This is a genomic window from Kitasatospora sp. NPDC086009 (genome assembly GCF_044540385.1).
GTDB lineage: Bacteria > Actinomycetota > Actinomycetes > Streptomycetales > Streptomycetaceae > Kitasatospora.
This window is the reverse complement of sequence record NZ_JBITSA010000001.1, coordinates 495,188-520,341: the sequence shown is the minus strand read 5'-3', so window position 1 is coordinate 520,341 and position 25,154 is coordinate 495,188. Positions and strand designations below refer to the sequence as shown.

Annotated in this window: 26 protein-coding genes; 14 read left to right on the top strand and 12 right to left on the bottom strand. The window is 72.8% G+C overall.

The annotated features are described in order from the left end of the window. From ACIF6L_RS02480 to ACIF6L_RS02460, 5 genes are all read right to left on the bottom strand, one after another. A complete protein-coding gene (locus ACIF6L_RS02480; protein ID WP_329488453.1) occupies positions 1-162 on the bottom strand; it encodes a hypothetical protein in 162 nt (53 codons plus the stop codon). 211 nt (positions 163-373) lie between these two features. Then, positions 374-1,216 carry a helix-turn-helix domain-containing protein gene (locus ACIF6L_RS02475; RefSeq protein WP_396485904.1) on the bottom strand — a complete coding sequence of 281 codons (843 nt, stop codon included), beginning with the start codon at positions 1,214-1,216 and terminating at the stop codon, positions 374-376. Continuing rightward, positions 1,213-1,896 carry a DUF6879 family protein gene (locus ACIF6L_RS02470; RefSeq protein ID WP_396485903.1) on the bottom strand — a complete coding sequence of 228 codons (684 nt, stop codon included), beginning with the start codon at positions 1,894-1,896 and terminating at the stop codon, positions 1,213-1,215. Before ACIF6L_RS02470 ends, ACIF6L_RS02475 begins: the two co-directional genes overlap by 4 nt. A gap of 302 nt (positions 1,897-2,198) precedes the next feature. Then, complete coding sequence (locus ACIF6L_RS02465) at positions 2,199-2,399, bottom strand: DUF397 domain-containing protein (RefSeq protein WP_396485902.1); 201 nt, start codon at positions 2,397-2,399, stop codon at positions 2,199-2,201. Beyond that, entirely contained in the window at positions 2,392-3,255 is an 864-nt protein-coding gene (locus tag ACIF6L_RS02460; protein WP_359804173.1) for a helix-turn-helix transcriptional regulator, read from the bottom strand. The genes ACIF6L_RS02465 and ACIF6L_RS02460 overlap by 8 nt, the downstream gene beginning before the upstream one ends. A 332-nt stretch (positions 3,256-3,587) precedes the next feature. Between ACIF6L_RS02460 and ACIF6L_RS02455 the strand changes: the two genes are divergently transcribed. From ACIF6L_RS02455 to ACIF6L_RS02440, 4 genes are all read left to right on the top strand, one after another. Beyond that, positions 3,588-3,962 carry an ATP-binding protein gene (locus ACIF6L_RS02455; RefSeq protein ID WP_396485901.1) on the top strand — a complete coding sequence of 125 codons (375 nt, stop codon included), beginning with the start codon at positions 3,588-3,590 and terminating at the stop codon, positions 3,960-3,962. Between the two features lie 58 nt (positions 3,963-4,020). Beyond that, positions 4,021-4,260 carry a hypothetical protein gene (locus tag ACIF6L_RS02450; RefSeq protein ID WP_396485900.1) on the top strand — a complete coding sequence of 80 codons (240 nt, stop codon included), beginning with the start codon at positions 4,021-4,023 and terminating at the stop codon, positions 4,258-4,260. Continuing rightward, a complete protein-coding gene (locus tag ACIF6L_RS02445) occupies positions 4,257-4,544 on the top strand; it encodes a hypothetical protein (protein ID WP_396486190.1) in 288 nt (95 codons plus the stop codon). Before ACIF6L_RS02450 ends, ACIF6L_RS02445 begins: the two co-directional genes overlap by 4 nt. Before the next feature lie 102 nt (positions 4,545-4,646). Then, complete coding sequence (locus tag ACIF6L_RS02440) at positions 4,647-5,015, top strand: VOC family protein (RefSeq protein ID WP_396485899.1); 369 nt, start codon at positions 4,647-4,649, stop codon at positions 5,013-5,015. A gap of 17 nt (positions 5,016-5,032) precedes the next feature. Here the strand turns inward: ACIF6L_RS02440 and ACIF6L_RS02435 are convergent, their stop codons facing one another. The 3 genes from ACIF6L_RS02435 to ACIF6L_RS02425 form a co-directional block, all read right to left on the bottom strand. Next, positions 5,033-5,647, bottom strand: a complete 615-nt coding sequence (locus ACIF6L_RS02435) for a potassium channel family protein (RefSeq protein ID WP_359834090.1) — start codon at positions 5,645-5,647, stop codon at positions 5,033-5,035. 129 nt (positions 5,648-5,776) lie between these two features. Further along, positions 5,777-6,097 carry a Sec-independent protein translocase subunit TatA gene (gene tatA, locus ACIF6L_RS02430; protein ID WP_329488441.1) on the bottom strand — a complete coding sequence of 107 codons (321 nt, stop codon included), beginning with the start codon at positions 6,095-6,097 and terminating at the stop codon, positions 5,777-5,779. Between the two features lie 180 nt (positions 6,098-6,277). Next, entirely contained in the window at positions 6,278-6,703 is a 426-nt protein-coding gene (locus ACIF6L_RS02425) for a YidH family protein (protein ID WP_396485898.1), read from the bottom strand. 145 nt (positions 6,704-6,848) lie between these two features. On the opposite strand from ACIF6L_RS02425, the gene ACIF6L_RS02420 reads away from it, so the two are divergent. Further along, positions 6,849-7,706 (top strand): DUF3626 domain-containing protein, encoded by an 858-nt coding sequence (locus ACIF6L_RS02420; protein ID WP_396485897.1) that lies wholly within the window; start codon positions 6,849-6,851, stop codon positions 7,704-7,706. A gap of 194 nt (positions 7,707-7,900) precedes the next feature. Here ACIF6L_RS02420 and ACIF6L_RS02415 read toward each other — a convergent pair whose 3' ends face one another. Beyond that, on the bottom strand, positions 7,901-9,472 hold the full coding sequence (locus ACIF6L_RS02415) for an MFS transporter (RefSeq protein WP_396485896.1): 1,572 nt from the start codon (positions 9,470-9,472) through the stop codon (positions 7,901-7,903). A gap of 122 nt (positions 9,473-9,594) precedes the next feature. On the opposite strand from ACIF6L_RS02415, the gene ACIF6L_RS02410 reads away from it, so the two are divergent. Further along, positions 9,595-10,185 carry a TetR/AcrR family transcriptional regulator gene (locus tag ACIF6L_RS02410; RefSeq protein ID WP_396485895.1) on the top strand — a complete coding sequence of 197 codons (591 nt, stop codon included), beginning with the start codon at positions 9,595-9,597 and terminating at the stop codon, positions 10,183-10,185. Positions 10,186-10,228: 43 nt separating this feature from the next. Here the strand turns inward: ACIF6L_RS02410 and ACIF6L_RS02405 are convergent, their stop codons facing one another. Beyond that, positions 10,229-10,546 carry a cupin gene (locus ACIF6L_RS02405; RefSeq protein WP_329488429.1) on the bottom strand — a complete coding sequence of 106 codons (318 nt, stop codon included), beginning with the start codon at positions 10,544-10,546 and terminating at the stop codon, positions 10,229-10,231. 168 nt (positions 10,547-10,714) lie between these two features. Here ACIF6L_RS02405 and ACIF6L_RS02400 point away from each other — a divergent pair, with 168 nt between their 5' ends. Further along, on the top strand, positions 10,715-10,993 hold the full coding sequence (locus ACIF6L_RS02400) for a hypothetical protein (protein WP_396485894.1): 279 nt from the start codon (positions 10,715-10,717) through the stop codon (positions 10,991-10,993). A gap of 269 nt (positions 10,994-11,262) precedes the next feature. Here ACIF6L_RS02400 and ACIF6L_RS02395 read toward each other — a convergent pair whose 3' ends face one another. Then, a complete protein-coding gene (locus ACIF6L_RS02395) occupies positions 11,263-12,420 on the bottom strand; it encodes an acyl-CoA dehydrogenase family protein (RefSeq protein ID WP_329488427.1) in 1,158 nt (385 codons plus the stop codon). A gap of 320 nt (positions 12,421-12,740) precedes the next feature. On the opposite strand from ACIF6L_RS02395, the gene ACIF6L_RS02390 reads away from it, so the two are divergent. Continuing rightward, complete coding sequence (locus ACIF6L_RS02390) at positions 12,741-13,913, top strand: TetR/AcrR family transcriptional regulator (RefSeq protein WP_396485893.1); 1,173 nt, start codon at positions 12,741-12,743, stop codon at positions 13,911-13,913. 152 nt (positions 13,914-14,065) lie between these two features. On the opposite strand, the gene ACIF6L_RS02385 is transcribed toward ACIF6L_RS02390, so the two are convergent. Then, on the bottom strand, positions 14,066-14,386 hold the full coding sequence (locus ACIF6L_RS02385; RefSeq protein WP_329488425.1) for a hypothetical protein: 321 nt from the start codon (positions 14,384-14,386) through the stop codon (positions 14,066-14,068). Between the two features lie 451 nt (positions 14,387-14,837). On the opposite strand from ACIF6L_RS02385, the gene ACIF6L_RS02380 reads away from it, so the two are divergent. The 6 genes from ACIF6L_RS02380 (at position 14,838) to ACIF6L_RS02355 (ending at position 25,146) form a co-directional block, all read left to right on the top strand. Further along, complete coding sequence (locus ACIF6L_RS02380) at positions 14,838-16,802, top strand: ATP-binding protein (protein WP_396485892.1); 1,965 nt, start codon at positions 14,838-14,840, stop codon at positions 16,800-16,802. A 257-nt stretch (positions 16,803-17,059) separates the two neighbouring features. Next, positions 17,060-19,417: a hypothetical protein gene (locus ACIF6L_RS02375; protein ID WP_396485891.1), complete on the top strand. Its 2,358-nt coding sequence runs from the start codon at positions 17,060-17,062 to the stop codon at positions 19,415-19,417. Between the two features lie 151 nt (positions 19,418-19,568). Next, positions 19,569-20,222, top strand: coding sequence for a DedA family protein (locus ACIF6L_RS02370; RefSeq protein ID WP_396485890.1), 654 nt, complete (start codon positions 19,569-19,571; stop codon positions 20,220-20,222). Between the two features lie 127 nt (positions 20,223-20,349). Continuing rightward, positions 20,350-22,284, top strand: a complete 1,935-nt coding sequence (locus ACIF6L_RS02365) for a threonine/serine exporter ThrE family protein (RefSeq protein ID WP_396485889.1) — start codon at positions 20,350-20,352, stop codon at positions 22,282-22,284. A 152-nt stretch (positions 22,285-22,436) separates the two neighbouring features. Further along, positions 22,437-23,516, top strand: a complete 1,080-nt coding sequence (locus ACIF6L_RS02360) for a hypothetical protein (protein ID WP_359805246.1) — start codon at positions 22,437-22,439, stop codon at positions 23,514-23,516. 412 nt (positions 23,517-23,928) lie between these two features. Beyond that, entirely contained in the window at positions 23,929-25,146 is a 1,218-nt protein-coding gene (locus ACIF6L_RS02355; protein ID WP_396485888.1) for a C40 family peptidase, read from the top strand. Positions 25,147-25,154 lie beyond the last annotated feature (8 nt).

The window sequence follows — 25,154 nt, the reverse complement described above, 5'->3', positions numbered from 1 at the left end:
CTACTTACCGTCCGCCGGGCCCTTGCCGTCCGAGGAGTTCCCACCCTCGGACGACCCGCCGCCGCCGTGCTTGTTGCCGCTGTTGGAGTCGTCCTGCTGACCGCCGCCCTTGCCGTCACCGGTCCCGCCGCCGTGCTTGCCGTCGAACGTGGGAATGGCCACCTGCTGCCCCTCCGTCGTCACCTCGGGCCGGGGGAGCCCCCGACCCGGCCTGCGTCTTGTCCGCCCCCGCCCCGGTGTGACCGGGACGGGGGCGGACAAGGGGCGTCAATGATCGACGCCAACGACAAGCACGCTAAGGGCACGAAAGCCTCTGGTGGGTGGGTGATTCTCGAATATTCCAGTCACGGTGGCCGAGGTTCGCGCGGATTCCTCAGATGGCTCCGAGGGCCCTGCGGCACCGGGTGATGACCCGGTGGGCGCCCGATTCGTACACGGCTGCGCCAGCCAGGGTCTCCCATACACGCGAGTAGAGAGCTACGTTGTTCGGCTGGTCCAGCCACAGTTCCGCGTGCCAGTCCTCAACGATGACGAGCCGTTCGTCGTAGATCCAGAACCCATTGGCAGGGGGAAGCTTGACCGGAGCTTCGAACGGTATGACACCCAGCGACACCGTATCCAGCCCGATCACACCGCTGAGTCGGTCGAGTTGTGCGGCCATCACGGCTGATGGAGCGACCATGGAGCGCAGCGCGGCCTCCCACATGACGATGCGGAAGTGCTTGCCCGGCCGGTACAGGCTCTCCTGCCGCTGAACCCGGGCCCGTACCGCGTCTTCGACATCACGTGGTGACTGGTGAAGGTCGACGTACGCATTGAACACGTGCCGGGCGTAGTCGGCAGTTTGGAGCATTCCGACGATCATGGAGCTTTCCCAGGCGCGCAAGACCGTCGAGCGCTCGTACTCGACGGTCAGCGTGTCCTGTACCGACCGGTGTCCTGCGGCGAGCTGCCGCCGCCAGGAGCGGGAGTGCGACTCGAAGACCCGTAGTCGAGCGGCCAGCTCCGACGCCACCTGAGGTTGGCCGATGCCTTCGGCCCAGGCCTTGAGGTCGTCGTGGGTGGCCGTCTGTCGACCGGTTTCCAGCTTGCTGACCTTGGACTGCGGCCAGCTCAGGCGGTCGGCCAACTGCCGACCCGTGAGACCGCCCTCGGTCCGCAGCTCACGGAGCCGCAGACCTAGGGCGATTCGAGCCTGTTGAAAGTCGGTGCTCACCCGCCGGACGGTACCCCAGCGCTGAACTCGCGGTGCGGAGTGGCGAAGTGCCAGGCGGCGTCCCGGACCTGACAGGCGCGGGCCACCTGCACCGGGTCGGTGATCAGTTCGACGCCGATGAGGTCGTCATCGGCGTCGAAACGCAGCAGGGCGATCACACGGGAGTCGAACAGCCACGTGTCCTCGTTCGGAAGACTCAGGCGGTCGGCATCGGCCCGCCAGAGGTAGCGGATGTCCTCGCCGGCAGCACCGTTCCGTTGGGCGTTGTCGAGGAGGTACCGCTGCCCGGGCGTGGGAGGGCTGTCCATGATCCTCACTCGCTCGAAACGCTTGGCCAGAGCCACCTGTTCGCGGCGCGAACGGCACCAGGGGTCATCCAGGTCCCAGCCGGGCGCCTGTCCGGCGGCGAAACGCCGGTAGGTCTCGGTCTGCTCGTCCGAGCGGTACCGGCGGCGGGTCTCCAGCCGGAAGGCGGTGTGTTGAAAGCTCTCAAACATGCTGTCGAACTCTTCGAAGCTGATCAGCACGGGTTCGTGGTCCACGTCACGCGGAGAGAAGTCGGCGAGCAGCACGCGCGGCACGATCACGAATCCCTCGCCTGGCTTGACGTTGCGGAGTTGGGCCACTTCGTCGGGGTCGGTCACCGTGTTGCCCTGCACCAACACGTCCCCGGTCTCCACGTCTTCGTAGAGTGTCGGGCATCCGTTGTTCCCTGAGTTGCTCCCGATGTACCGCAGTCGTCGACTCACAACATGCTCCCCTCGGTGTTGATCAGGCTGAACCAGGATGCCTGCGAATCGCCCTGCATGGGGCCTTGATTCTCGAATATTCTCCGGGGCAACTGAGATTCCCCTGTCGGACCTGGTGAGAGGTCCCGTATGGTCGATGCGCAGTGATCAACAGCGATGCCTGCAGAACGTCGATCCGACCGATTTCGAAGGGCGGCGGCCCTCGCTCGGTTGAGCGAGGGCCGCCGATCGGGTCAGGTCGTGGGGTCGGTGAGGTGGTCGAACTCGCCGGCCTTGACGCCCTGGAGGAACTTGGCGAACTTGAGGGGGGTAGTGCGGACGATGATCTCGCCGTCGTCCGACTCGCGCAGCTCGATCAGTCCGTCGACCGCGCGGACCTCGACGCACTCATCGTGTGCACCGCTGTAACTGGATTTCTGCCAGGTATCAGACATACCGACCCTCGATTTCCTTCATGATTGATCGGATGAATTCTCGTGACTCGTCCTCGGGCAGAGCGGCAGAGTCCAAGCGGGCGAAGACCGAGCGATAGCTAGACAGGTGCGCCGGGGAGTCGAAGAACTGGACAGCGTGGGCGACATCCATCTGGACCGTATCCAGCTCTGGAGTCACGCCTTCGGCGTACGTGAGGTTCTCGCTGGACCCCGGAAAGGTGTCGGTGTCGAACGACATGACTCTGATCGTGATGCTCGGAGCCTCGGACGCCTCGATCAGGGTGCCTAGCTGTTCTGCGAGGATTCTTGGGCCGCCGAACTGCATCCGTAGTGCTGCCTCGTGGATGAATGCCTGGTAGGGAACCCTTTGGGTATGGAGGATCTGGTGCCGCTTCATCCGGAACTCGGTTCGCAAGCCGATGTCCTGCTGGGTGGGCAGTGGCGTGGCGCGCGAGAACACGGCTGAGGCATAGGCGCTCGTCTGGAGAAGTCCAGGAATGTAGGTGGTCGTGCAGGTGTAGAGCCCGCTGGCGTGGCCCTCGACCTCTGCCACTTCGAGGAAGTCGGTTGCCAGCTTGCCTCGGTATTCCTCCCACCAGCCCTTCCCTCGTTCGGTAGCCATGTCGGCGAGCGCGTCGACCAGGGGAGCGTTTTTGCAATCGCATGCGGCTGCGACGGTCCGAAGGCGTTCGGCGCTGACGCCGATCTTCCCTGTTTCCATCTGCGTGACCTGCGTGGGGTTCAGCCCGAGCGCGCGGGCGAGCTGGCTGCCGCCGAGACCGGCTTGCTCTCGCATCTTCCGCATCTCGGCACCGAGGCGGCGCTGGCGAAGGGTTGGGTCGCGGCGAAGCGGCATGTCGTCCTCTCAGTGTGGCGTGGGAGCAGTCTGCCGCGTGCGCGATGAGTCGGTCCATCGAGGTTTGAGGGGGATTGGGCCCCACGTTCCCACGTGAGGGGGATCCTTCCGCATCACGCCTTCAATTGAAGACGCTTTGCGCTATGGTCTATCTCACATCGATCCGATGGATCGTCAGTAACGCTTGTTCCCAGGGCAGTAGGCGCCTGCTGCCCGCGCACCGCAGAGCAGCCGTACGCGGCACTCCCAGTCCCGTCCCGGCCTGGCTCACGGCGACGTATCCGCCGGTGACACCACACCCACTCCACTCCGCCTCTCTTCGGAGGTCCCTCATGTGTGCCTTCACCCTGCCCGAACCGCCCGACTGGTCCGCCGCCCGCGAGGAGCTGCGCGAGGCCCTCGACCTCGCCGGCTGGCCCGACGACCTCATCCACGACGCCGAACTCGCCCTCTGCGAGCTCTACATCAACGCCTGGCGCCACGGCGGCAGCCCCGCCCCGCTCGTCGTCGTCCTGCTCCGCGACCACACCCTGCGCGTCTCCGTCGCCGACGACAACCCCCACCTCCCCGAGCCCCGCACCCCCACCGACCCCTACGCCCTCTCCGGCCGGGGCCTCCACCTCGTCCGCTCCCTCACCCACCGCTTCGGCACCGACCCCCGCAAGCACGGCAAACGCGTCTGGTTCGAACTGGACGCCGCCGCGTGACCGCCACCCCCGAACCCGACCCCCCGCACCCCCTCCACGACACCGGAAGGAACGAGCCGTGGGAGTCCTGATCCCCCTCGTCACCGACGCCATCCACACCGAGCGCACCACCGTCGCCTACCTCAGCGTCGAACACGCCTCCGACGCCACCGTCCAGCTCCGCCTCGCCGTCGACCTCGACATCCACACCGGCCCCGGGGAACACCTCGCCCTCCCCCTCACCCACGACCAGGCCCACGAACTCCTCCACGACCTCGCCGCCCACCTCGGCCACCGCGTCCTCGGGATCCGCCGATGAGAACCGGCACCGCCAACTTCCTCGTCGGCGCGGCCCTCCTCACCCTCCTCGCCCTCGCCCTCACCACCGTCGCCCTCGGCGTCCTCACCACCCTCAAAATCAACCACCACCCCCAACCGCCCCCGCCCCCACCCATCACCCCCCACGGCCGCTGGGAACTGCGCACCCGCCCCGACGGCACCACCGAATACGCCTGGATCGCCCGCCAGGCCGGCCACTACGGCCCCGAAACCCACCACCGCACCCCCCAGAAGCAACCCGCACGCCACGCCATACCGCACTGACCGGACGCCCGTACCGGGGTGATGGGCCATCCGCCCGTCGCTCCGGGCGACCCGGGTGGAATTCCCGGTGGCCGGGGCCCGCGACCGGGCAGAATCGGGCCCATGTTGACCATCGGATCCATCGTGTTGGGTGTCGCGGACGTGCGGCGGGCCGTCGACTTCTGGACGGAGGCACTGGGCTACGCGGCCCGTGACGAGGTCGAGGACCACTGGGCCGTCCTGGAACCCGCCGAGGGGCCGGGCGTGCAACTGGCACTCGGCCTCAGCGGATCGCCCCTCCAGGAGCACCCCCGCGTCCACCTCGACCTGTACACGGGGGACGCCGCCGAGCAGGCGGCCGAGATCGAGCGGCTGCTCGCCCTCGGAGCCAGCTCGGTCGACTGGGACAGCTACCCCGAGGACCCGGACTTCGTCGTCCTCGCAGATCCCGACGGCAACCGGTTCTGCGTGATCGACACCACCCACGGCTGACGGCCGGCGGGGCTCCGTCAGTCGCCCCGCTCGTCGTGTTCGTCCTGCTCCTCCGCCCGGTGACGGCGGCGGGGGAGGCCGTGCCGGTGCTCCCCGCCCTGCGCCCGGGGGATCCGGCTCTCCAACCCGGTGCGGAGCCGCTGCGTCAGTGTCCCGGCGGCGGTCGCGAGGAAGACGAAGTTGTAGACGATCTGCAGGATCACCACCAGCCGGGGCCCCTGCCCGGCCGCCGTGATGTCGCCGTAGCCGACGGTGGCCATCGTGACGACGGTGAAGTAGAGCGCGTCGAGCCTCGTGTGCAGGCCGTCGAACTCGCCCACCGAGGCGGCCAGCACGTAGTACGTGCCCGCGAAGACGTTCATCGACAGGCAGATCAGCACGACCAGCCACAGCCCCGGCCGTCGGCCCGTCCCGCGCAGCAGGTCGAGGACCCGGCCCAGCAGCAGGCCGCTCAGCAGGGTCAGGACACCGGCGAACACGAGCCAGCTGAGGACCGGGCGGCGTTCGCCGAAGTAGCGCAGCGGCAGCGTGAAGTACGCGAGCATCAGCACGGCGAACGAGCCGAGCAGCAGGAACCAGGCCCGCACGTCGACGCGGTGCTCCTGGGCGAGGGGGGTCGGGGTCGCGGACATCCCGCTCAGCCTGTCGCAGTGCCACCGGTCCCGCTCGCCGGGCTGCTCCGAACGGACCGGCCGGCCAGGGCGGGGCCCGGACACGACGAAGCCCCCACCGTTGCCGGTGGGGGCTCGGCCGGAGAAACCTCAGGCCGTGGTCGTGGTCCGGGGGGTCTCGGTGGCCTTGGTCACGTTGGTCGGCGCGACCACCTGCGGGGCCACCGGCTGCTGCGGCGCGGTCTGCGCCTGCGGAGCAGCGGTGCTCTGCGCCGTACCCGGCGCGGCGGCGGCAGCGGCGTCCGCGGCCGGAGCCTCGTCCTCGCGCAGCGCCTTGGTCTCCGCCTTCAGGATGCGCATCGACTTGCCGAGGCCACGGGCCATCTCCGGCAGCTTCTTCGATCCGAACAGCAGGATTACGACAGCCAGCACCACCAGGAGGTGCCAGGGCTCAAGACCGTTCCGCAGCATCCCCGGCCACCGGTCCCTTCTTGTCTAGAGTCACGGGTGGGCAAAGCGCCCGACTTGGCCAGTATGCATGGCCGCGGAGGCGAACGTATACACCGGTCGGGAAACGCTGGTCAAAAACCAGGTGTTGACCAGGCGGATGGCGATTAGTCGCAGGCCCCGCGGTGAATTCCGGCCACCGGGTCAATTGCCGTATCCGATGATGAGGCCGCAGAACACCGCCGCCACCAGCGCCACCCCGATCGACAGCACCAGCAGGACCCGGGTGCCCGGCAGCGGCGCCCCGGCGCGGATCGCCGCCTCGACCCGGATCCACCGCCGGTACGCGGTGGCACCGAGCACCGCCCCGCCGAGGGCGCAGATCACGGCCAGGGCGATCCGCAGCGGCGCGGGGGCGACGTCGGGGGTCAGCTGGTCGACGGCGATGCCGCCCGCGAGCAGGCCGAGTGCCGTCCGGATCCAGGCCAGGAAGGTCCGCTCGTTGGCCAGCGAGAACCGGTAGTCCGGCTCGCCACCGCCCGGCGACCGCGCGCCGTCCGCTTCCGGCCCCGGCCCCGGCCCCGGCCCCGGCCCCGGCCCCGGCCCCGGCCCCGGCTCCGCCTCCGGCATCGGCCCTCCCGCCGCTCTCCCGAGTGTTCCCGTCGAACCCCAGGCTGCCCTGGCGCGCCCGGCCCCGCAGCTCAGGACCGGGCGGACCGCCCGGCCGGCGGGAACTCGGGTGCGGAGGGCGGCCGGCCTCGGCCAGACTGCCGCGATGAGCATCGACACGGCCGGCCCCGCGACCCCCAGCCCCGCCCAGGAACGAGCCCTGCGGCACGTCACGGCGCTCGCCACCGGCGGCCCGCTCGCCGCCGGACTGCGCATCACCCTCAACTTCCACCCCGACCGGGCCGACGGCGGCCGGGACATCCTGGAGGCGCTCGCCCAGGACGGCGTCTACCGCTCCCAGTTCGTCACCGGTACCGGCAACGGCGGGCTGACCGCCCACCCTGGCGGTGACCGCTGGCGCTGGGAGAGCCGGATCTTCGGCGGCGCCTACGACGAGGCCCCGGCCGAGGAGCGCCCGGTGTACGGGGCGCTGGACTACCGGCGCAAGCCCGTCGGCGCGGCGCCGCGCTTCGGCTCGGCCCATCTCCGGCTCGCCCCGCACGCCCTCGCCCGGGCCACCTTCTGCTACCCGGACAGCTACCTCGACCCGTCCGACTTCGGCACCGCCGACCGGATGGCCCTGATCGCCCTCGCCGAGGCCGACGACGCGGACGAGCTGGACGACTACATCGAGGCCCAGGTGCACGGGCCGGTCCGGCTCGACAGGGACGTGGAGGCGGTGGTGCTGGACCCGAGCTACCGGGGCACCGCGGTCGAGGAGCGGGCCCGCCGGCTGCCGTGCCCGCTCGCCTGGCACCGCGGCCTGCGGCTGTCGACCGAGGAGCTGAGCCGCCACCCCGACTACCGGGGGGCCGAGTTCGTCGCCCTCGGCCTCGCGATCGCCGAGGACGGGCTGCTCGACCCGCGCGTCATCGGTGACGCCGTCCGCACCGGCCGGCACGATCCGCAGGCCCTCAAGCGGGTCTGGCACTACCTGGCGCGCTTCGGCTCACCCGTCGAGTAGCCGGTCGGCCTGCGCTCCCCGTGACGTCGACCGCGTGACGTCAGCTCCCGGTGACGCGGCCCCGGTGGGGTCGGCGTCCCGACGGGCCGGCAGGTAGCCCCCGCCGGGTGGCCGCTTACGGGCGAGAGCCCCCGCCCGGGGGCGGGGGCTCTTGATGACGCGCGGGGGCGGATTGCTCCGATCAGCTTCTTCGCTCAGACGGTGGCGGGCTCGGCGCCCTTTCGGTCGACACCCTCGGTGTCGTCCGTGGCCGGCCGGGCGGGGAGGTGGGACATCAGGCGGTAGGCGAGGAGGGCGGCGCCGACCGCGAAGACCAGGCCGACCAGGGCGGCCACGTGCAGGCCGTCGGTGAAGGCGGCCCGGGCGGTGTCGAGCAGCTCGGTGCCGAGGCGGCCGGGCAGCCGGGCGGCGACGGTGACCGCGCCACCGAGGGTGTCCTGGGCGGTGCGGGCGGCCTCGCCGTCGATCCCGGCGGGGAGGGCGCCGTCCAGCCGAGACCGGTAGACCGCGGCGCCGGCCGCACCGAGCAGGGCGATGCCGAGCGAGCTGCCGAGCTCGACCGCCGTCTCGGAGGTGGCGGAGGCGGTACCGGCCCGCTCGATCGGTGCGGCGGAGACGACCATCTCGGCGGTGAGCGTCATGGTGCCGACGGTGCCGGCGGCCAGGACCCCCGCCGCGGTGAGGATGAGGGCGAGCGGCGAGTCGGCGCCGACCTGGGTCATCATCGCGAAGCCGGCCGCGCCGATCAGGAAGCCGCCGGCCATCAGCACCGCCGGCCGGACCTTCCCGGCGAGCGCCGCGCCCAGCCCGACCGCCGCACCGACGCCCACGCTGGGGACGAGCGACCAGAGCGAGGCCGTCAGCGGGCTCATGCCCTTGACCAGCTGCAGGTACTGCGAGGTGAAGAGGGTGAAGCCCATCATCGCGAACATCGCGACCATGTTGACGCTGATCGCCCCGGTGAAGGCGCGGATCCTGAACAGGCTCAGGTCGAGCAGCGGGGCGGCGGCGGTGCGCTGGCGGAGGACGAAGAGGGCGGCGAAGACCAGCCCGACCGGGACGGCCGCGGCGGCGAGCGGGCTCCAGCCGTCCACCGCGAGGGTCTTGACGCCGTAGACCAGCGGCAGGATCGAGGCCAGCGAGAGGCCGGCGCCGAGCAGGTCGAAGCCGCCCTGCTGCGGGGAGCGGTACTCGGGCAGCAGGAAGGGGGCCACGACCAGCAGCAGGGCCATCACCGGGACGGCGACCAGGAAGACCGAACCCCACCAGAAGTGGGCCAGCAGGAACCCGCCGACGACCGGGCCGAGCGTGGCCCCGGTGGTGAGGACGCCGCCCCAGGCGCCGAGGGCGATCTGCCGCTGCTTGGGGTCGTGGAACATGTTCCGGATCAGCGCGAGGGTCGAGGGCATCACGGTCGCCCCGGCGGCGCCGAGCACGGCGCGGGCGGCGATCAGCTGGCCCGCGCCGTCGGCGTAGGCGGCCAGGACCGAGGCCCCGATGAAACCGGCGGCGCCGATCATCAGCAGCCGGCGCCGGCCGATCCGGTCGCCCAGCGAGCCCATCGTGATCAGCAGCCCGGCCAGCAGGAACGAGTACATGTCCATGATCCACAGCTGCTGGGTGCCGCTCGGCGCCAGCGTGGTGGAGATGTACGGGACGGCGAAGAAGAGCACGCCCATGTCCATGGTCAGGACGAGCGTGGGGAGCAGGAGGACGGCCAGGCCGATCCATTCGCGACGGCCTGCGCGGCCGGTGGTTGCGGTCATGGGGAAGACGGTACGGGCGTGTCAGACGCCTGTCTAGTACAAGTGTCTAAATCATTTGTCTCAGGCTTCCGTGTGAGACGTACGTGCAAGACATCTGTCCAGACAGGCCGTAGCATCGGGCCATGGGAAATCGTGAGGACCTGCTGGCCGGCGCCAAGCGCTGTCTGTACGAGAAGGGCTACGGGCGCACCACCGCCCGGGACGTCGCCACCGCCTCCGGCGTCAGCCTGGCGGCGATCGGCTACCACTTCGGCTCGAAGGAGGCGCTGCTCAACGCGGCGCTGATCGAGGCGACGGGGGAGTGGGGCGTCGCACTGGGCGCCGTGGTGGCGCACGCGAACGAACTCGCGGACGGGCCGGAGGAACGGTTCGTCGCGGTCTGGGACGGGGTGAAGGAGACCTTCGTCGAGCACCGCGGCCTCTGGGCGGCGCAGTTCGAGGCGATGGTGCAGACCGACCGGGCACCCGAGCTGGCGGCGGCGCTCACCGCGGCGCAGAAGAGCGGGCGGCTCGGGCTCGCGGCCCTGTTCCAGGGCCTCGCCGAGGTGCCGGACACCGAGGACGAACTGGCCCGCGGGATGTTCTACCAGGCGCTGCTGGTCGGCCTGGCCGCCCAGTGGCTGGCCGCGCCCGAGATGGCGCCGACCGGGCGGGACTTCCTGCGCGGCCTCCAGCTGGTCGCCCCCTCCGTGCTGGGCGCGGCCGCGCCGTAGGCCGCCGTGGGCCGCCGTGGGCCGCGTCGCCCGGCGGGGGCGGCTACGCCGTGACCGCCGTCAGCAGCACCACCGAGTCGACGTGGGCCAGCAGCCCGTGCCGGTCCTGCGGGATCGGGTGCAGCTGGCCCGCCGACAGCTCCTGCAGATGCCCGGCGACGGTGAGCGAGACCCGACCCCGCAGCACCTGGATGCTCGCGGCGGCGGGGGCGTTGTGCTCGTCCAGCGACGTCCCGGCGGTCAGCGCGATCACGGTCTGCCGCAGCACGCCGTCGTGCACCACGAGGTGGGCGCTGCGCCCGTGCGGGCTCTCGGTGGCCTTGGCCGCGTGCTCCACGGCGAGCTGTTCGAGATCGACCATGGGTGTCCTCCTGGGCCTGCCTGCCGGGTCCGTCGGCGGGTCCGTCGCCGGGCCTGCCTGCCGGGCCGTTCGCGGCGGCCCTGGGGCCAGCGTCGCGGACGGGCCCGGCTCCCGCACCCCGGAGCGGCTCGGCGTGCGGGGATCGCCGACTGCGCCCATGGTGGACGCATGGCGACCAATGACAGTTTCCTCAGAGGCTTCCAGGTCAACCGTTCGCTGCTGGCCGGCGGAGCGGTTCTCACGGGCATCGGCGCGGTGCTCGGCGCGGCCGGTGCGGCCATGGTGTGCGCGGCGCTGGCCACGGCCGGGCGTACGTGGATCAGGCGGTTGGAGACCCCGCCGACGGCGGTCGCGACGGCCGTCGCGCAGCGGGCGCTGCGCGAGGCGAAGGTGGCCTCGGCGGCCGGCTGGGAGGCCTGGCGCGCCGAGCACAGCTCGCCCAACTGAGCGGCCCGGGCGCGGTCCGCGTGCCGTCCCGCTGCCCGCCGGTCCGCCCCGCCGCCCTCTCCACCGTCCCGCCGCGCCGCCCGGCTTCACCCGGGCGGCGCAACCGTCGTGACCGCGCGGGCGGGGGGAGCGCCGGCGGGCCGCCATGGGGGTGCGGCCCGCCGGCGTTCCCGGCTGTGCCGGCGCGGTGGGTGCGGCCGGCCCGGCTCCCGTTGCGGGGGTCCTCGCCGCCGGGGCCCCGCCGCGGGGGCCCCGCCGCAGGGTCCTCGCTACAGGCCGAGCGACTTCGCGACGATGCTGCGCATGACCTCGCTGGTGCCGCCGTAGATCCGGAACACCCGGTTGTCGGTGTAGAGGCGGGCGATCGGGTACTCCAGGATGTAGCCGTAACCACCGTGCAGCTGGAGGCACTTGTCGATCACGCCGGAGGCCGACTCGGTGCAGAACAGCTTGGTCGCCGCCGCGTCCGCGACCGTCAGCTCGCCGCTCTGGTAGAGCTCCAGCGCACGGTCGACCATCGACTGCTGGGCGACCACCTGGGCCTCGCAGTCGGCCAGCGTGAACTTGGTGTTCTGGAACTCGGCCACCGCCTTGCCGAACACCTTGCGGTCCTTGACGTACTGGACCGCGAACCGCACCGCCGCCGCGGAGGCCGCGTAGGCGCCGACCGCGATCGCCAGCCGCTCCTGGACCAGGTTGTGGGTCAGGTAGGAGAAGGCCTTGCCCTCCTCGCCGAGCAGGTTCTCCACCGGCACCTTGACGTCGCTGAAGGCCAGCTCGGCGGTGTCGGAGGTGCGCAGACCGATCTTCTGCAGCTTGCGGCCCACGGTGTAGCCCGCGGAGGCCGTGTCCACGCAGAGGATGGAGAGGCCGGCCCGGCGGTTCTCCGGGTCGTACGGCGCGGTCCGGCAGATCACCAGGACGAGGTCGGCGAGCACGCCGCCGGTGATGAAGGTCTTGGCGCCGTTGAGGACGTAGTGGGTGCCGTCCTCGGAGAGCCGGGCCGTGGTGGTGATGCCCGCGAGGTCGGAGCCGGCGCCCGGCTCGGTCATCGCGATGGCGGTCATGATGTCGCCGGAGACGAAACCGGGCAGCCAGCGCTGCTTCTGCTCCTCGTCGGCGTACTCCAGCAGGTACGGCAGCACCAGGCCGGTGTGCACGCCCGAGGAGCCGAAGCTGACGCCCGCCCGGGCGGTCTCCTCGGCCACCACGGCCTGGTACTTGAAGCCGCTCTCGCCCGCGCCGCCGTACTCCTCGGGGACCTCGATGCCGAAGACGCCGAGCGCGCCGAGCTGGCGGTAGAAGTCGCGCGGCGGGTGGCCCTCGGCCTCCCAGCCCTCGTAGACGGGCACGACCTCGTTGGCGATGAAGTCCCGGATGGTCTCCCGGAAGGCCTCGTGGTCCTCGGTGAACACGGTGCGGCGCACGACGGCGCTCCCTTCGGTGGTGCCAGGCGGTGCGGGCCGGCACGGGCGGCTGCGGGCCGGTGGACAGCTGATCGCCCCACAAGTTAATCCCGGGTAGCTTCGACTTGTCCAGGGTCGGCGCGGCGGTGTCCGTACCGTGACCGAGCCCGCTGTGACCGGCTCCGGCCCCCCACAAGTGAATCCTTGCTAGCCTACGGTCGGCGGGTGGCGTCCGTAGTCCGCTCCGACCGCGGCGCGGGGCCGCGGCGCCGCAGACCTCGTGGACCGGCATCCGGGCGAGGTGCCCGGCATACGGGCTGGCGAGGGCGAGGAGCGACGTCATGGTGGTTCGACGGCCGCCCGCGCGATCCCGGCAGGCGCAGATCCTCGCCGTGGCCGCCGAGCGCTTCCACCGCAGCGGTTACCACCAGGTCTCCATGACGGAGGTCGCCGCCGGGGTCGGCATCACCGCGCCGGCCCTCTACCGACACTTCCGGGGCAAGCCCGAACTGCTGGACCGCACTCTCCGGTTGGGGCTGGACGAGCTGTCCGGCGGACTGCGCGCGGCATCGACCACGGCTGACGTCGGCGCCGCGCTGGCCGCCGTCGCGGTCGGGCACCGGCCGCTCGGCACGCTGGTGCAGCGGGACGCCCGGTTGCTGCCGCCGGTCCGACGGGCCGGACTGCGCCGCGAGCTGCGCGCGGACGTCGCGCTGATGGCCGGGGTGCTCCGGGCGGAGCGCCCGGAACTCGGGAGCGCCGACGCCGAGTTGCTCTGCTGGTCGGCCCTCTCCGCCGGAGCCGGCCTCTCCTACCAGTCGGCCGTGCCGCAACCGCGCCGGGCCGAGCGGCTGCTGCGCGAGCTGGTGGCGGCGATCCTGGCGGTGCCGCTGGGCGACACCTCGCCCGACCCGCGGGACTACTGCCCGGCGGCCGCGCCGGTGTCCCGGGCGCAGTCCCGCCGGGAGGAACTGCTCGCGGCGGCGGTGCGGTTGTTCCACCAGCGCGGGTTCGACAACGTCAGCACCGACGAACTCGGCGCCGCGGTCGGCATTTCGGGGCCCAGCGTGTACCGGCACTTCGAGAGCAAGGCCCAGCTGCTGGCCGCCTCACTGGTGCGCAGCAGGGAACGGCTCTGGCACGAGGTCGAGGGCGCGATCGCCGTCGCCGACGGGCCCGGGCCGGCCCTGGAGGCCGCGCTGGCCGCCTACGTGGGCTTCGCCCGGCGCAACAGCGACTACCTGGGCGCGATGCTGAGCGAGACCGAGCGGCTGGCCGCGCCGGACCGGCGGGCCGCGGTGGACTTCCGCCGGGACTTCCTGCGGACCTGGGTCGAACTGCTCTGCCAGGTCCGCCCCGAGTACGACGCGGCCCAGGCCAGGATCCGGGTGCACGCGCTGTTCGCCCTGGTCAACGACGGGGTGCGGAACCGCCCGTACTGTGAACGGCCGGACCTCGGGGACTGCCTGCGGCGGCTCGGCCGGGCCGTCCTGGGCCTCCCCGGGCCCGCATAGCGACGGCCGGGTGCCCGCCCCCGAGGATGGTGGGGGCAGCCACCCGGCCCGGCGTCGCGACCCGGTGGATCCGGTCGGGGCCGCGAGCGCACTGGTGCTCGGTCCGGGTCTCGCCGCCGCCGGAGCGGAAGCGGCGGCGAGGAGGGCCGGGACTAGAAGAAGATGTGCGGGTGCACGTCGGCGGCGAGGTTCCCGTTGCCCTGGAGGGCGCCGACGTTGCCGGCGTTGCCGGCGACCGCGAGGCCGTTGTTCTGGTTGCCGGCGCCGGAGCCGGTGGCCGTCTGCTGGGTGCTGACCAGGTTGCCGGTCACGTTGCCGATCACGTTGCCGGAGCCGTTGTTGTTCACGACACTGCTGTTGGAGTGGTCGTTGGCACCGGCGCCGTTGTCGGCGTACGCCGTGGCGGACCCGAGGCCGACCAGGAGGAAGGCCCCGAGGGCGGTGACGGCGGCGGCTGCGCGGATACGGGACACGCTGATCTCCCTGAGAGAGTGCGAAAAAGTGGCGCGTTCCGGGGTGGCCGCCCCGCAGCGCCGGTTCCTGACGTCGCACGACCAGCATTCACCAGCACCTGGGCGAACTCCACCGAATGGGTGGCAATTCGCCCGATGGTGTCATGAAGACGACGAACCGGGAGGGCTGGGAGGAGCCGCGCGCGGTCACGCAGAGAGCGTCAAGTTCCCTCGAAGGAGGGCGGATTGGATCCACCGGACGGCGGCTTCGACGGGACTGCACTGTCAATGCCCGGTTGACCGGTCCTCCGGTGTCAGCCCGGTGTCAGGCCAGTGTCAGGCCGAGTCCCGGTCGACCCTGGGCCGAGCCCCGGTCGATCCCGAACCGAGCCCCGGTCGATCCCGAACCGATTCCGGGCCGGCCTCAGAAAGAAATGGTCGCCGGATAGTCGCACTGGCACACTGAGGACCCATGTCTGATGGTCTCCCGCCCGACCCCGTGCCCACCGAGGATCTGCGTACGACCGAGGTCGATCTCGGCGGACTGGTGAACGTCCTCGCCACCCACCTCTACTCCACCCCGCTGGTGGCCCTGCGCGAACTCGTCCAGAACGCCCACGACTCGCACACCCGGCGGCTCCTGGAGGACCCGGACGGCGGCCACCGCCCGCTGATCCGGGTACGCGCCGACGCCGTCCGGCGCACCGTCGGCATCGAGGACACCGGCGCGGGCCTCACCGAGCCGGAGATCCACGCCTACCTGGCCACCGTCGGCACCGGCTACACCCGGATGCTGCGCGAACTCACCGGCAACCAGGAGCTCATCGGCGCCTTCGGGCTCGGCTTCCTCTCCGCCTTCTCGGTGGCCGACGAGGTCACCGTCACCACCACCTCGCACCGCGAGCCGTTGCTCGGCCACCGCTACCGCAGCTTCGGCGGCGAGCAGTACAGCGTCGAGCGGGTGCCCGCCCGGCCGGCCCCCGGCACCCTGGTCGAGCTCGCGCTGAAGACCGAGCACGCCCACCTCGCCGACGAGAACGCGCTGCGCGAGGTGCTCGGCCGGTACTGCGTCCTGCTGCCGATCCCGGTCTACGTCGGCGACGACGAACAACCCGTCAACGCCGTCCCGGTGCCCTGGCGCCAGGCGGTCGACGGCGACCCGTACGCGGCCCGGATGCGGTTCGCCGGCGCCTTCGGCCGCCGCTTCGAACCGCTCACCGCCTTCCCCGTGCAGCCCGTCGAAGGCGGCAGCGACGCGGTCGGCCTGCTCTGGGTCCAGGACGGCGGCACCTACGGCAGCAGCGACAACCGCGACCTCGCCGTCTACCTGCGCGGCATGCTGCTCGCCGAGGACGCCCGCGACCTGCTGCCCAGCTGGGCCGGGTTCATCGGCGGTGTGGTCGAGTCCAGCCGGCTCACCCCCACCGCCAGCCGCGAGGACCTCCAACGCGACGAGCACTACCGGGCGCTCCAGCAGGCCCTCACCGACGCCGTGGTGGAGGGCCTCTACGAGACCGCCCGGCTGCGCCCCGCCGTCTGGCGCCGCATCCTCGCCCGGCACGGCCAGGACCTGCTCGGCGCCGCGCTCTGCGACGACCGGCTCTTCACCCTGCTCGCCGACGACGTCCCGGTGCCCACCTCGCAGGGCGACCTGACGGCCGGTGCGCTGCGGGCCGCCGGCGGCGGCGCGGTGCACGTCGCGCTCGGCAGCGGCGGCGGCTTCGAGGAGATGCTGTACCGGGCGATGCAGGTGCCGATCGCGCGCGGCGACCGCTACGCGGTGCTGCCGTTCCTGCGCCGCTACGCCGCACTGCGCGACTGCCGGATCGTCGAACTCGGCAGTGAGAACGGGAACCGTGAGCTGTTCCGTGACCCGGAGCGGCCGCTGCCGGCCGAGGAGACCGCCTGGCTGACCGGCGCCCTGGCTGACCCCGGCGAGCAACTCGTCCCGGCCCGGTTCGACCCGCCGGGCCTGCCGCTCGTCCTCGTCCCGGACCGCGAGGCCGAGCTGAAGGCGCGGATCGAGGACGACCAGGCGGACGCCCGGATCCCGTCCGCCGCACTGCGTCTGGCCCGGGCCTTCACCGCGCGGTCCGGCGGCGAGGTGAAGGCCCGGCTCTACCTCAACCTGGCCTGCCCGGCCGTCCAGGACCTGCTCACCGCCTACCGTGGCGGGCACACCGGCAGCGCGACCGCGGCGGGGCTGCTCCGCTCGCTCAAGGTGATCATGGCGGCGGCCTCGGCCGGGTCCGCCGGGTCCGCTGGCTCGGGCTCGGGCGGTGGCGACCTGGGCGGCGCGCTGGCGGGCATCGGGACGGCGGTCTCCGCGCTGACCGCCGCCGTGCCGGCCGGGCTGGGCACGGTGCCGGACAGCCCGGGCGAGCTCGGGGAACCGGGCGGACCCGGTGACCCGGGGGGCCTTCGCGACCGGGGCTGAACGGCGCCCGTCCCCGGCGCCCGCCCGGGGGCCATGCCCCGCACCGGCCGTCCAGGGCCTGGCCGTCCGGGACCTGCCCGTTCGGGTCCGGGCCGTCCGGGTCCGGGCCATCCGGGACCTGCCCGTTCGGGTCCGGGCCGTCCGGAACCTGTTCGTTCGGGACCCGCCCGTCCGGGACCGTCGGACGAATTGTCAGAGGTGGTCAGCACACTGTCCACCAGCACAGCGCACCACCCGCAGGGGGAGACGCAAGCAGTATGAGCACCGACATCTGGGCCTGGGTGCACGACACCCACCAGCAGCTGGCCGAGGCCGGCCACCGGCGGCTGGCCGACGCCATCTACGAACTCCCCGGCCACGCCAACGAGGGGCGCAACGACCAGCTCGACGCCGTCTACCCGGAGGCGGTCGCCGCCGCCCGGGCGCTCGGCCTGCCCTGGGTCGAGGTCTACCTGCGGCACTGGCGGATGCAGAACCTGCTGAACAAGCGCCACCAGGGCGAGCAGGCGCTGCCCGAGGCGGTCGACCTGCTGGAGTTCGCGCACCGCGAGGAGACGGCGGGCTGCCCGCAGTCCGTCTGCGTGGTGCAGGACTTCGCGATCTGCCACGCCCGGGTCGACGGTCCCGGCTACGTGCCCGAGCGGCTCGCCGTGCTGAGCGAGACGCTGGAGCGGATCGAGCCCGCCCGGGCCTGCTTCGACTGCCTCTCCCGGGAGTACTCGGACGCCCTGGAGGACGACGGTCGGCCGGCCGAGGCACTCAGCCACCTCGACACCGCCGCTGCCCGGATGCAGTCCGCCGGCCAGCGGCTCTCGCTGCACTTCCACCACTCCCGGGCCGGCACCCTGCACCTGCTCGGCCGGCACGAGGACGTACTGGCCCTGCTCGACACCGCCGAGCAGGCCGAGCGCGGCCGGGGCCGTGAGATCGACGAGAGCGACCGGCGCTGGGGCGCCGTGCTGCGCGCCCGCGCGCTCGCCTCGCTCGGCCGCACCGACGAGGCGCTGGCCCTGCTGCCGAGCCTGGCGGACGCCGAGCGCCACGCCGACATCCGGGCCGCCTGGACGGCGACGGTCGAGCTGCTGGTCGCCGCCGGCGCCCACGAGAACGACGCCGAGCTCGGCGCCGCGCTGGCCGGCTGGGTCGGGTACCTGGACGGCACCGGTTCGCACCGCCCCTGCGTCGACCTGCTGCTGGCCGCCGGCCGGCTGGCCGTCGCACGCGGCGCCCGGACGATCGCGCTCACCCTGGCGGCCTTCGGCGAACGGAAGCTGACCCGGCTGCGCCGCACCGACGGCGTCGCCGAGCAGGTCGCCCGGCTGCGCGCGGACGCCGAGGCGCTGCCCGTGCCGGAGCTGCCCGTCCCGGCGGCCGAGCTGTCCGCGTACCTCGGGGAGGCGCAGGTGCCCTACGAGGCCGGCGCCGACCTGCTCGCCGCCGCCCTGGACGAGTACCGGGGCGAGCCGGCCGGCGCCACCGGGCTGGCGCTCGACCTGGCCGCGGTGCTGGGCGGCCTCGGCCACTCCCGGGCCGCCGCGGACCTGCTCTGGGACCGGCTGGACGCCGACCCGGCGAGCGAGGGCCTGACCGCGATGCTCGGCAGCGCCCTGATCGACGCCGGGGACGACGAGGGCATCCGTCGGCTCGCCGACCGGATCACCGGGACCAACCCGTCCGGCGGCCACTGGATCCGGGCGCGCTGGGCCGCCGCCGAGAGCCGCTGGGCCGACGTGGTGGAGCAGTGCGAGGCGATCCTGGCCCTGCACCCGGACCGGATCAACACCCGCCGGCTGGCCGCCGCCGCGGCCACCGAGCTGGGCGACCACACGGCCGCGCAGCGGTACTACCAGGAACTGCTGGAGCACGCGCTGCCCGCCGAGGGCACTCCGGACGAGCAGCGGCACCGCACCGTCCAGGAGCCCGACCTCTGGCACCTGATCACCGCGGCCACCGTCAACCGGGACTGGGCGACGGTCCGCTCGACCGGCGCGCTGATAGGCATGGAGTTCGACGAGGCCGAGGGCCCGGTCGACGAGGAGTGGCACATCGTCACCGTCCGGGCCACCCGGACCAACGGCGCGACCGCGGACCTCCCGGCCGTCCGCACCGGCCCGGCCACCGCCCGCATCCTGCCGGTGCTCGGTGACGACCTCACGCTCAACCACGGCGACGTGGTGGTCTTCGCCCCGGCCCTGCTGGAGGAGCCGCCCGGCGAGGATGCCCCGGAGGAGGAGCGGCGCCGCCACCGCCCGGTGTTCGGACTGCTGACGCTGCTCGACCCGGCCGGCTACACCACCTACTGGATCGACGGCGGCTGGCCCGGCGACGAGGCCTGGGCCCGGCTGCGCGAGGAGCTCGGACAGGCCGGGTACGCGGTCTGGGCCTACAGCGGGGAGCAGTACAGCGTCACCGACCCGACCGACGAGGACGAGGTCCTGCCCGGGATCTACGCCGCCGTCGGGGTGCCGCCCACCGAGCGGGCCACCGACGCCGACGCGCTGCTGCGCCGCCTCACCGCGGCCTGGCCGCACCCGCCGGCCTGGCTCGACCTGGCCCGGGCGGCGGGCACGGACACCGCCCGGCACGAGGAGATCATCGAGCGCTACGGGCTGTAGCGGGCCGCTAGTAGCGGGCCCGAGTGTCGACCCCGAGTTTCGACCCCGAGTAGTGCCCCCGGTGCGGGGCAGGGACTCCCGGATCAAGAGGTTCTTGGCAAATGCTTTACTGTTTCATTGCCAAGACTCGACCTCCAGGAGTGCCTGCCCCGTGACCAGCCTCGCCCTCGGCCCGTCCTGGCTCGATCCGACCACCCTGATCTCCACCTTCGGGCCGCTCGGCATCCTCGCCATTGTCTTCGCCGAGTCCGGTCTGCTGATCGGCTTCTTCCTGCCCGGCGACTCCCTGCTCTTCACCACCGGCCTGCTGATCGCCGACGGCACCTACCTGCACCTGCCGCTCTGGCTGATGTGCGTGCTGATCGTGGCCGCGGCCGTGGCCGGGGACCAGGTCGGCTACCTCTTCGGCCGCAAGGTCGGACCGGGCCTCTTCCGGCGGCCCGACTCCCGGGTGTTCAAGCAGGAGAACGTGGAGAAGGCGGCCGCCTTCTTCGACCGGCACGGCCCCAAGGCGATCGTGCTGGCCCGCTTCGTGCCGATCGTGCGGACCTTCACCCCGATCGTCGCCGGGGTGAGCAGGATGAACTACCGCACGTTCGTCGTCTACAACGTCATCGGCGGTGTGCTCTGGGGCGCCGGCGTCACGGTGCTCGGCTACTTCCTCGGCCAGATCCCCTTCGTCCGGGAGCACATCGAGGCGATCCTGGTCGGCATCGTGCTGGTCTCGGTGGTGCCGGTGGCGGTCGAACTGCTGCGGGCCCGCCGGTCCGGCCGGTCCGTCCCCGCCCGCCACCGCGCCGGGTAGGCACCCGCGCGGGCGGCCGCCCGCCGCGACGTACATGTGCGTCCGGCAGTTCGATCAGGCAAGGTGTAACCCGTGATCGAACGGCGCCGGGCCGACCCGGCGCCATCAGGGGCGGCAAGGAGCGGAAGTGCCTAAGCGGGGCCGACCGGGCGGAGGCAAGCGGGCCAGGGGCGGCAGGGGGGCCCGTCAGGCGCGACAGACACGCCCGGGGCCGGAGCCGCGTCCGCTCCACCCCTCCGAGGCCCCGCCCACCGAGGGCCTGCTCGGCCACCCCGCCCCGACCGTCGAACCCGCCACCGTGATCCCGCTGGTCACGCCGGTCCGGGAGACCAAGGGCCTGCTGAACCCGGAGCCGGCCGCCGAGCCCTCGGAGCCGGAGCGCGCGGAGGCGGAGCTCTTGGAGGCGGAGCCCCAGCCGGGGCCGGTCGGTGCGGCGGGTGCGGTCGTCGCCGAGGGCGTCGTCGCCGGTGCCGCCGGTGCCGCTGGTGCCGCTGGGGCCGCCGGGGGGTTGGACACCGACACCGTGCCCGGCAGCCGTCGGCGCTCGGTCGCCGAGGACACCCTCACCCCCGAGGAGTGGCGGGCCGCCGGCTACACCCCGCCCGACGGCATCGCCATCCCCACCCTGACGGCGGGCGCGCCCGGCGAGGCGCCCTGGCCGGACCGGATGCGCACCCTGCTGCGCACCCCGATGTCCGAGCGCCCGGCCTTCGAGCGGACCCCCCGTGAGCTGCACCCCTCCGCCGGCCGGAGCGTCCCACGCATCCTCGACCTGACCCTGCGCATCGGCGAACTGCTGCTCGCCAGCGGCGAGGCCGCCGAGGACGTCGAGGCGGCCATGCTCGGCATCGCCCACGCCTACCGGCTGGACCACTGCGAGCCGCAGGTCACCTTCACCCTGATCGGGATCTCGCACCAGCCCTCGCTGGTCGAACCGCCGGTCACCGCGGACCGGGTGGTGCGCCGCCGCACCTCGGACTACACCCGGCTGAACGCGGTGTACGAGCTGGTCGCCGACATCACCGCCGAGACGGTCTCGGTCAACGACGCGTACCGCCGCCTCGCGCTGATCCGCCGCAACCGGCACCCGTACCCGACCTGGCTGCTCGCGCTGAACACCGGACTGCTGGCCGGCGCGGCGACCTTCCTGGTCGGCGGCCGGATCGACGACAAGGCCTGGCTGGTGTTCGCCAGCGCGTTCATCGCGGCCGTCCTCGGCGACCGGCTGGCCTCACTGATCGCCCGGCGCGGGCTGCCGGAGTTCTACCAGTTCGTGCTGGCCGCGATGCCGGCCGCGGCCTCCGGCATCATCCTCTCGTTCAACACCTTGGGGCTGCGCGGTTCGGTGGTGATCACCGGTGGGCTGTTCGCCCTGCTGCCCGGCCGCGCCCTGGTGGCCGCCGTCCAGGACGGCCTGACCGGTTTCTACATCACCGCCGCCGCCCGGCTGCTCGAAGTGATCTACCTGGTGTCGGGCATCGTCATCGGCGTGATGCTGATCCTCTACCTGGGGGTCGGCTTCGACCCCCAGCTCAAACCGGACGAGAGCCTGGCCGGGGCGAACTACCCACCGGTCCAGATGATCGCCGCCCTGGTGCTCACGCTGGCCTTCGCGATGCTGCTGCAGACCGACCGCCGCTCGCTCGCGCTGGTCACCCTGAACAGCGGCATCGGCTGGGCCAGCTACGGCGTGCTGGTCTACAACGCCGGGGTCTCCCCGATCGCCGCCACCGGAGTGGCGGCGGGCCTGGTCGGCCTCTTCGGCCAGCTGATGGCCCGTTACCGCAACGGCTCGGCGCTGCCCTACGTGACCGCCGCGATCGGCCCGCTGATGCCCGGTTCGGCGCTCTACCTCGGGATGCTCTCGTTCACCCAGGGGCACGCCAGCGCCGGTCTGGTGCAGATCACCCGGGCCGCCGCGATCGCCCTGGCGCTGGCGATCGGGGTGAACCTCGGGGGTGAGATCGCCCGGCTCTTCATGAAGCTCCCGGCCGGCGCCGAGCGGCCGGAACCCTACCTCGCCGCCCCCCGCCGGGCGGCCAAGCGCACCCGCGGCTTCTGACCGCCCGCACCGACGCGTCCCTCCGCCTCCGGGCCCCGGGCCCCGGCCCCCGGCGCCGCGTCGGTGCGGGTGGTGGGCTCGTTGGGCCGGTGTTGGCCCCCGGGTCATGTCGTGGCAGGACGTACGCAGGACCAGGAACGAAGGTAAGACGCATGACCACACTGCTGGACGGCTACCGCGAGCACATCGTCGCCGCGCACAAGCAACCGCTGTTCCTGCTGTTGGTCGGATTCATCACCTCCTTCGTTCTGATCCGGTTCAGCGTCCGGATGATCCGGGCCAAGGTCCGCTGGTGGCCCGGCAATGTGACCCCCGGCGGCCTGCACATCCACCACATGGTCTTCGGTCTCGGCTTCCTGCTGACCGGCGGCATCGGGGTGTTCGCGACCTACGGCGGCCACCCGTGGATCGATGTCTTCGGACTGCTCTTCGGCATCGGCTGCGGCCTGGTGCTGGACGAGTTCGCGCTGATCCTGCACCTGGACGACGTCTACTGGAGCGAGCAGGGCCGCAAGTCGGTGGACGCGGTGATCTTCGGCATCCTCTGCACCTCACTGCTGCTCGTCGGGTACGTGCCGCTCGGCGTGGTACCCAGTCAGGAGACCAGGTGGGGGCTGGTCACGGTGATCTCGGTGAACGCCCTGGTCTCGGTCATCACCCTGCTCAAGGGCAAGATGTGGACCGGACTGCTCGGCATCCTGGTGCCCGGCCTGTCCTGGATCGGTGCCATCCGGCTGGCTCGCCCGAGCAGCCCGTGGGCGCGCTGGCGCTACGCGACCCGTCCGCGGCGCCGGGCCCGCGCGCTCCGGCGCGAGCGACGACTGCACCGGCGTGCGGACATCGCCCGTACCTGGCTTTTCGACCTGATCGCGGGCGCCCCCGACAAGGTGCCGGCCGGCCACCCCGCCGCTCACCGGGTCGCCGAGCGGATGGCCGCCCGGGCCTCCGCCCACCTGGACGCGCACGCCGCCCGCGCGCTGGCCCGGCGTTCCGCCCGGCTGGCCGATCGCCGCTCGGCGGCGACGCCGGGGCCGGGGGGCAGGCAGCGCCCCGGCCCCGGCGGGCCCGCTCCCATCGGGCCCGAGCCCGGCCCCCGGCCGCTCGCGCAGCAACGCCGCCGCACCGTCCGGGCGGGCCGTCACCGCACCTACGCGGTACGTCCGACCGGTCTGGAGCCCCGGCCCGACCGGCACCCCCGACTGAGGCCGCACACCCCTCGGATTCATCGGTAGTTCGTATACCCTGAGCCCCTGGCTGATGGTGATTCCCGGTCAGATCATCTGATGGGTCACCCGGCCGGCGGTGCGGGCTTGGGGTGTGAAGGCCGTCCGGCTTGAGAATATGGCGATGAGTGACCGACTCGTCACGTGATGGGATATTTCGCCAGATTCGCTGGGTGGTCGGGGTGACCAGGTCCGCCTGGGGCTCTCCGAAGGCCCACGTCCGACACCTGAGAAGGGATGTCCCGTGGTGCGCAGGCTCCTGCCGACCCTCCTGTTGTCCCTCACCGCTCTGCTCGGGCTGCTTCCCGCCGCTGCGGCAGTCCCGGCGGACGCGCTCGATGACGCGGCGTCCGGGGCCGCAGCCGGGGCCGCAGCCGGTTCCGGTTCCGGGGCCGGGGCCGGTTCCGAGTCCGGTTCTGCAGTGGGGGCGCCGGCCGACGGGGCCTACCCCTCTGCCGAGGAGGTCGACCGCTCCCGGGTCGAGGCCGACCGCCGGGCCGCCTCGGTCTCCACCATCGAAGCCGGGCTCACCGCGGCGACCGCCGAACTGGACCGGGCCGCCCGCACCGCCGAGCAGGCCGTCGAGGCCTACAACGGCGCGCAGGTCGCACTCGCCCGCGCTCGCACCGAGGAGTCCGCCGCCGTCGGACGGGCCGCCACCGCCGAGGCGGCGCGGACCGAGGCCGCCGAGGACGCCGCCCGGCTGGCCGCCGAAACGTACCGTCAAGGCACCAGCGCCGAGCTCTCCGCCGTCAACGCCCTCATCGGCGCCCATGGGCCGCGCGAGGCCGGAGCCCAGGCGGCGGTGGTCGGCGTCGCCAGCGACCGCACCCGGCAGATCCTGGACGCGGCCACCTCCACGGCAGCCGCCGCGGCCCGCGCCTCGGCCACCGCCCGCACCGCCGCCGAGGCCGCCGAGAAGGCCGCCGCCGAGGTCGGTGCGGCGCGGGGCCGGGCCGAGGCGCGGCTGGCCGCGCAGCAGGCGCAGGTCACGGCGGTCGGCCTGCGCCGCGAACAACTGCTCGCCGATCTCGCCGCCGCCCGCCACACCACCGTCGAACTGGAGCGGCAGCGGCGCGAGGCGCTGGAGGCGATCGCCGCCCGTGAGGCCGAGGCCGCGGCCCGGGCGGCCGCCGAGAAGGCCGCTGCCGAGAAGGCGGCGGCTGAACAGGCGGCAGCGGAGAAGGCCGCGGCGGAGAAGACGGCAGCCGAGGCGGCGGGCACCGCGATGGCGCCGGCTCCGAGCTCGCCCCCGGCTGCCCGCCCGTGGTCGGCCGAGGGCGCGGCCGCCGCCGTGGCCTTCGCCCGTTCCAAGATCGGCCTCCCCTACGTCTGGGGCGGCGAGGGCCCCGGCGGCTACGACTGCTCGGGGCTGACCATGATGGCCTGGCGCCAGGGCGGCAAGCAGCTGAACCACTTCGCCGCCGACCAGTACGCGCAGAGCACCCCGATCGGCTACCGCCAGCTCCGCCCCGGCGACCTGGTCTTCTGGACGGACACCGGCCGGGCCGCCGACATCCACCACGTCGGCCTCTACATCGGCGACGACCAGATGATCGAGGCCCCCCGCCAGGGCATGCCCGTCAAACAGGCCAGCCTCTGGATCATGGGCACCCCGGACTTCTACGCCCGCCCGTAGCGGATACG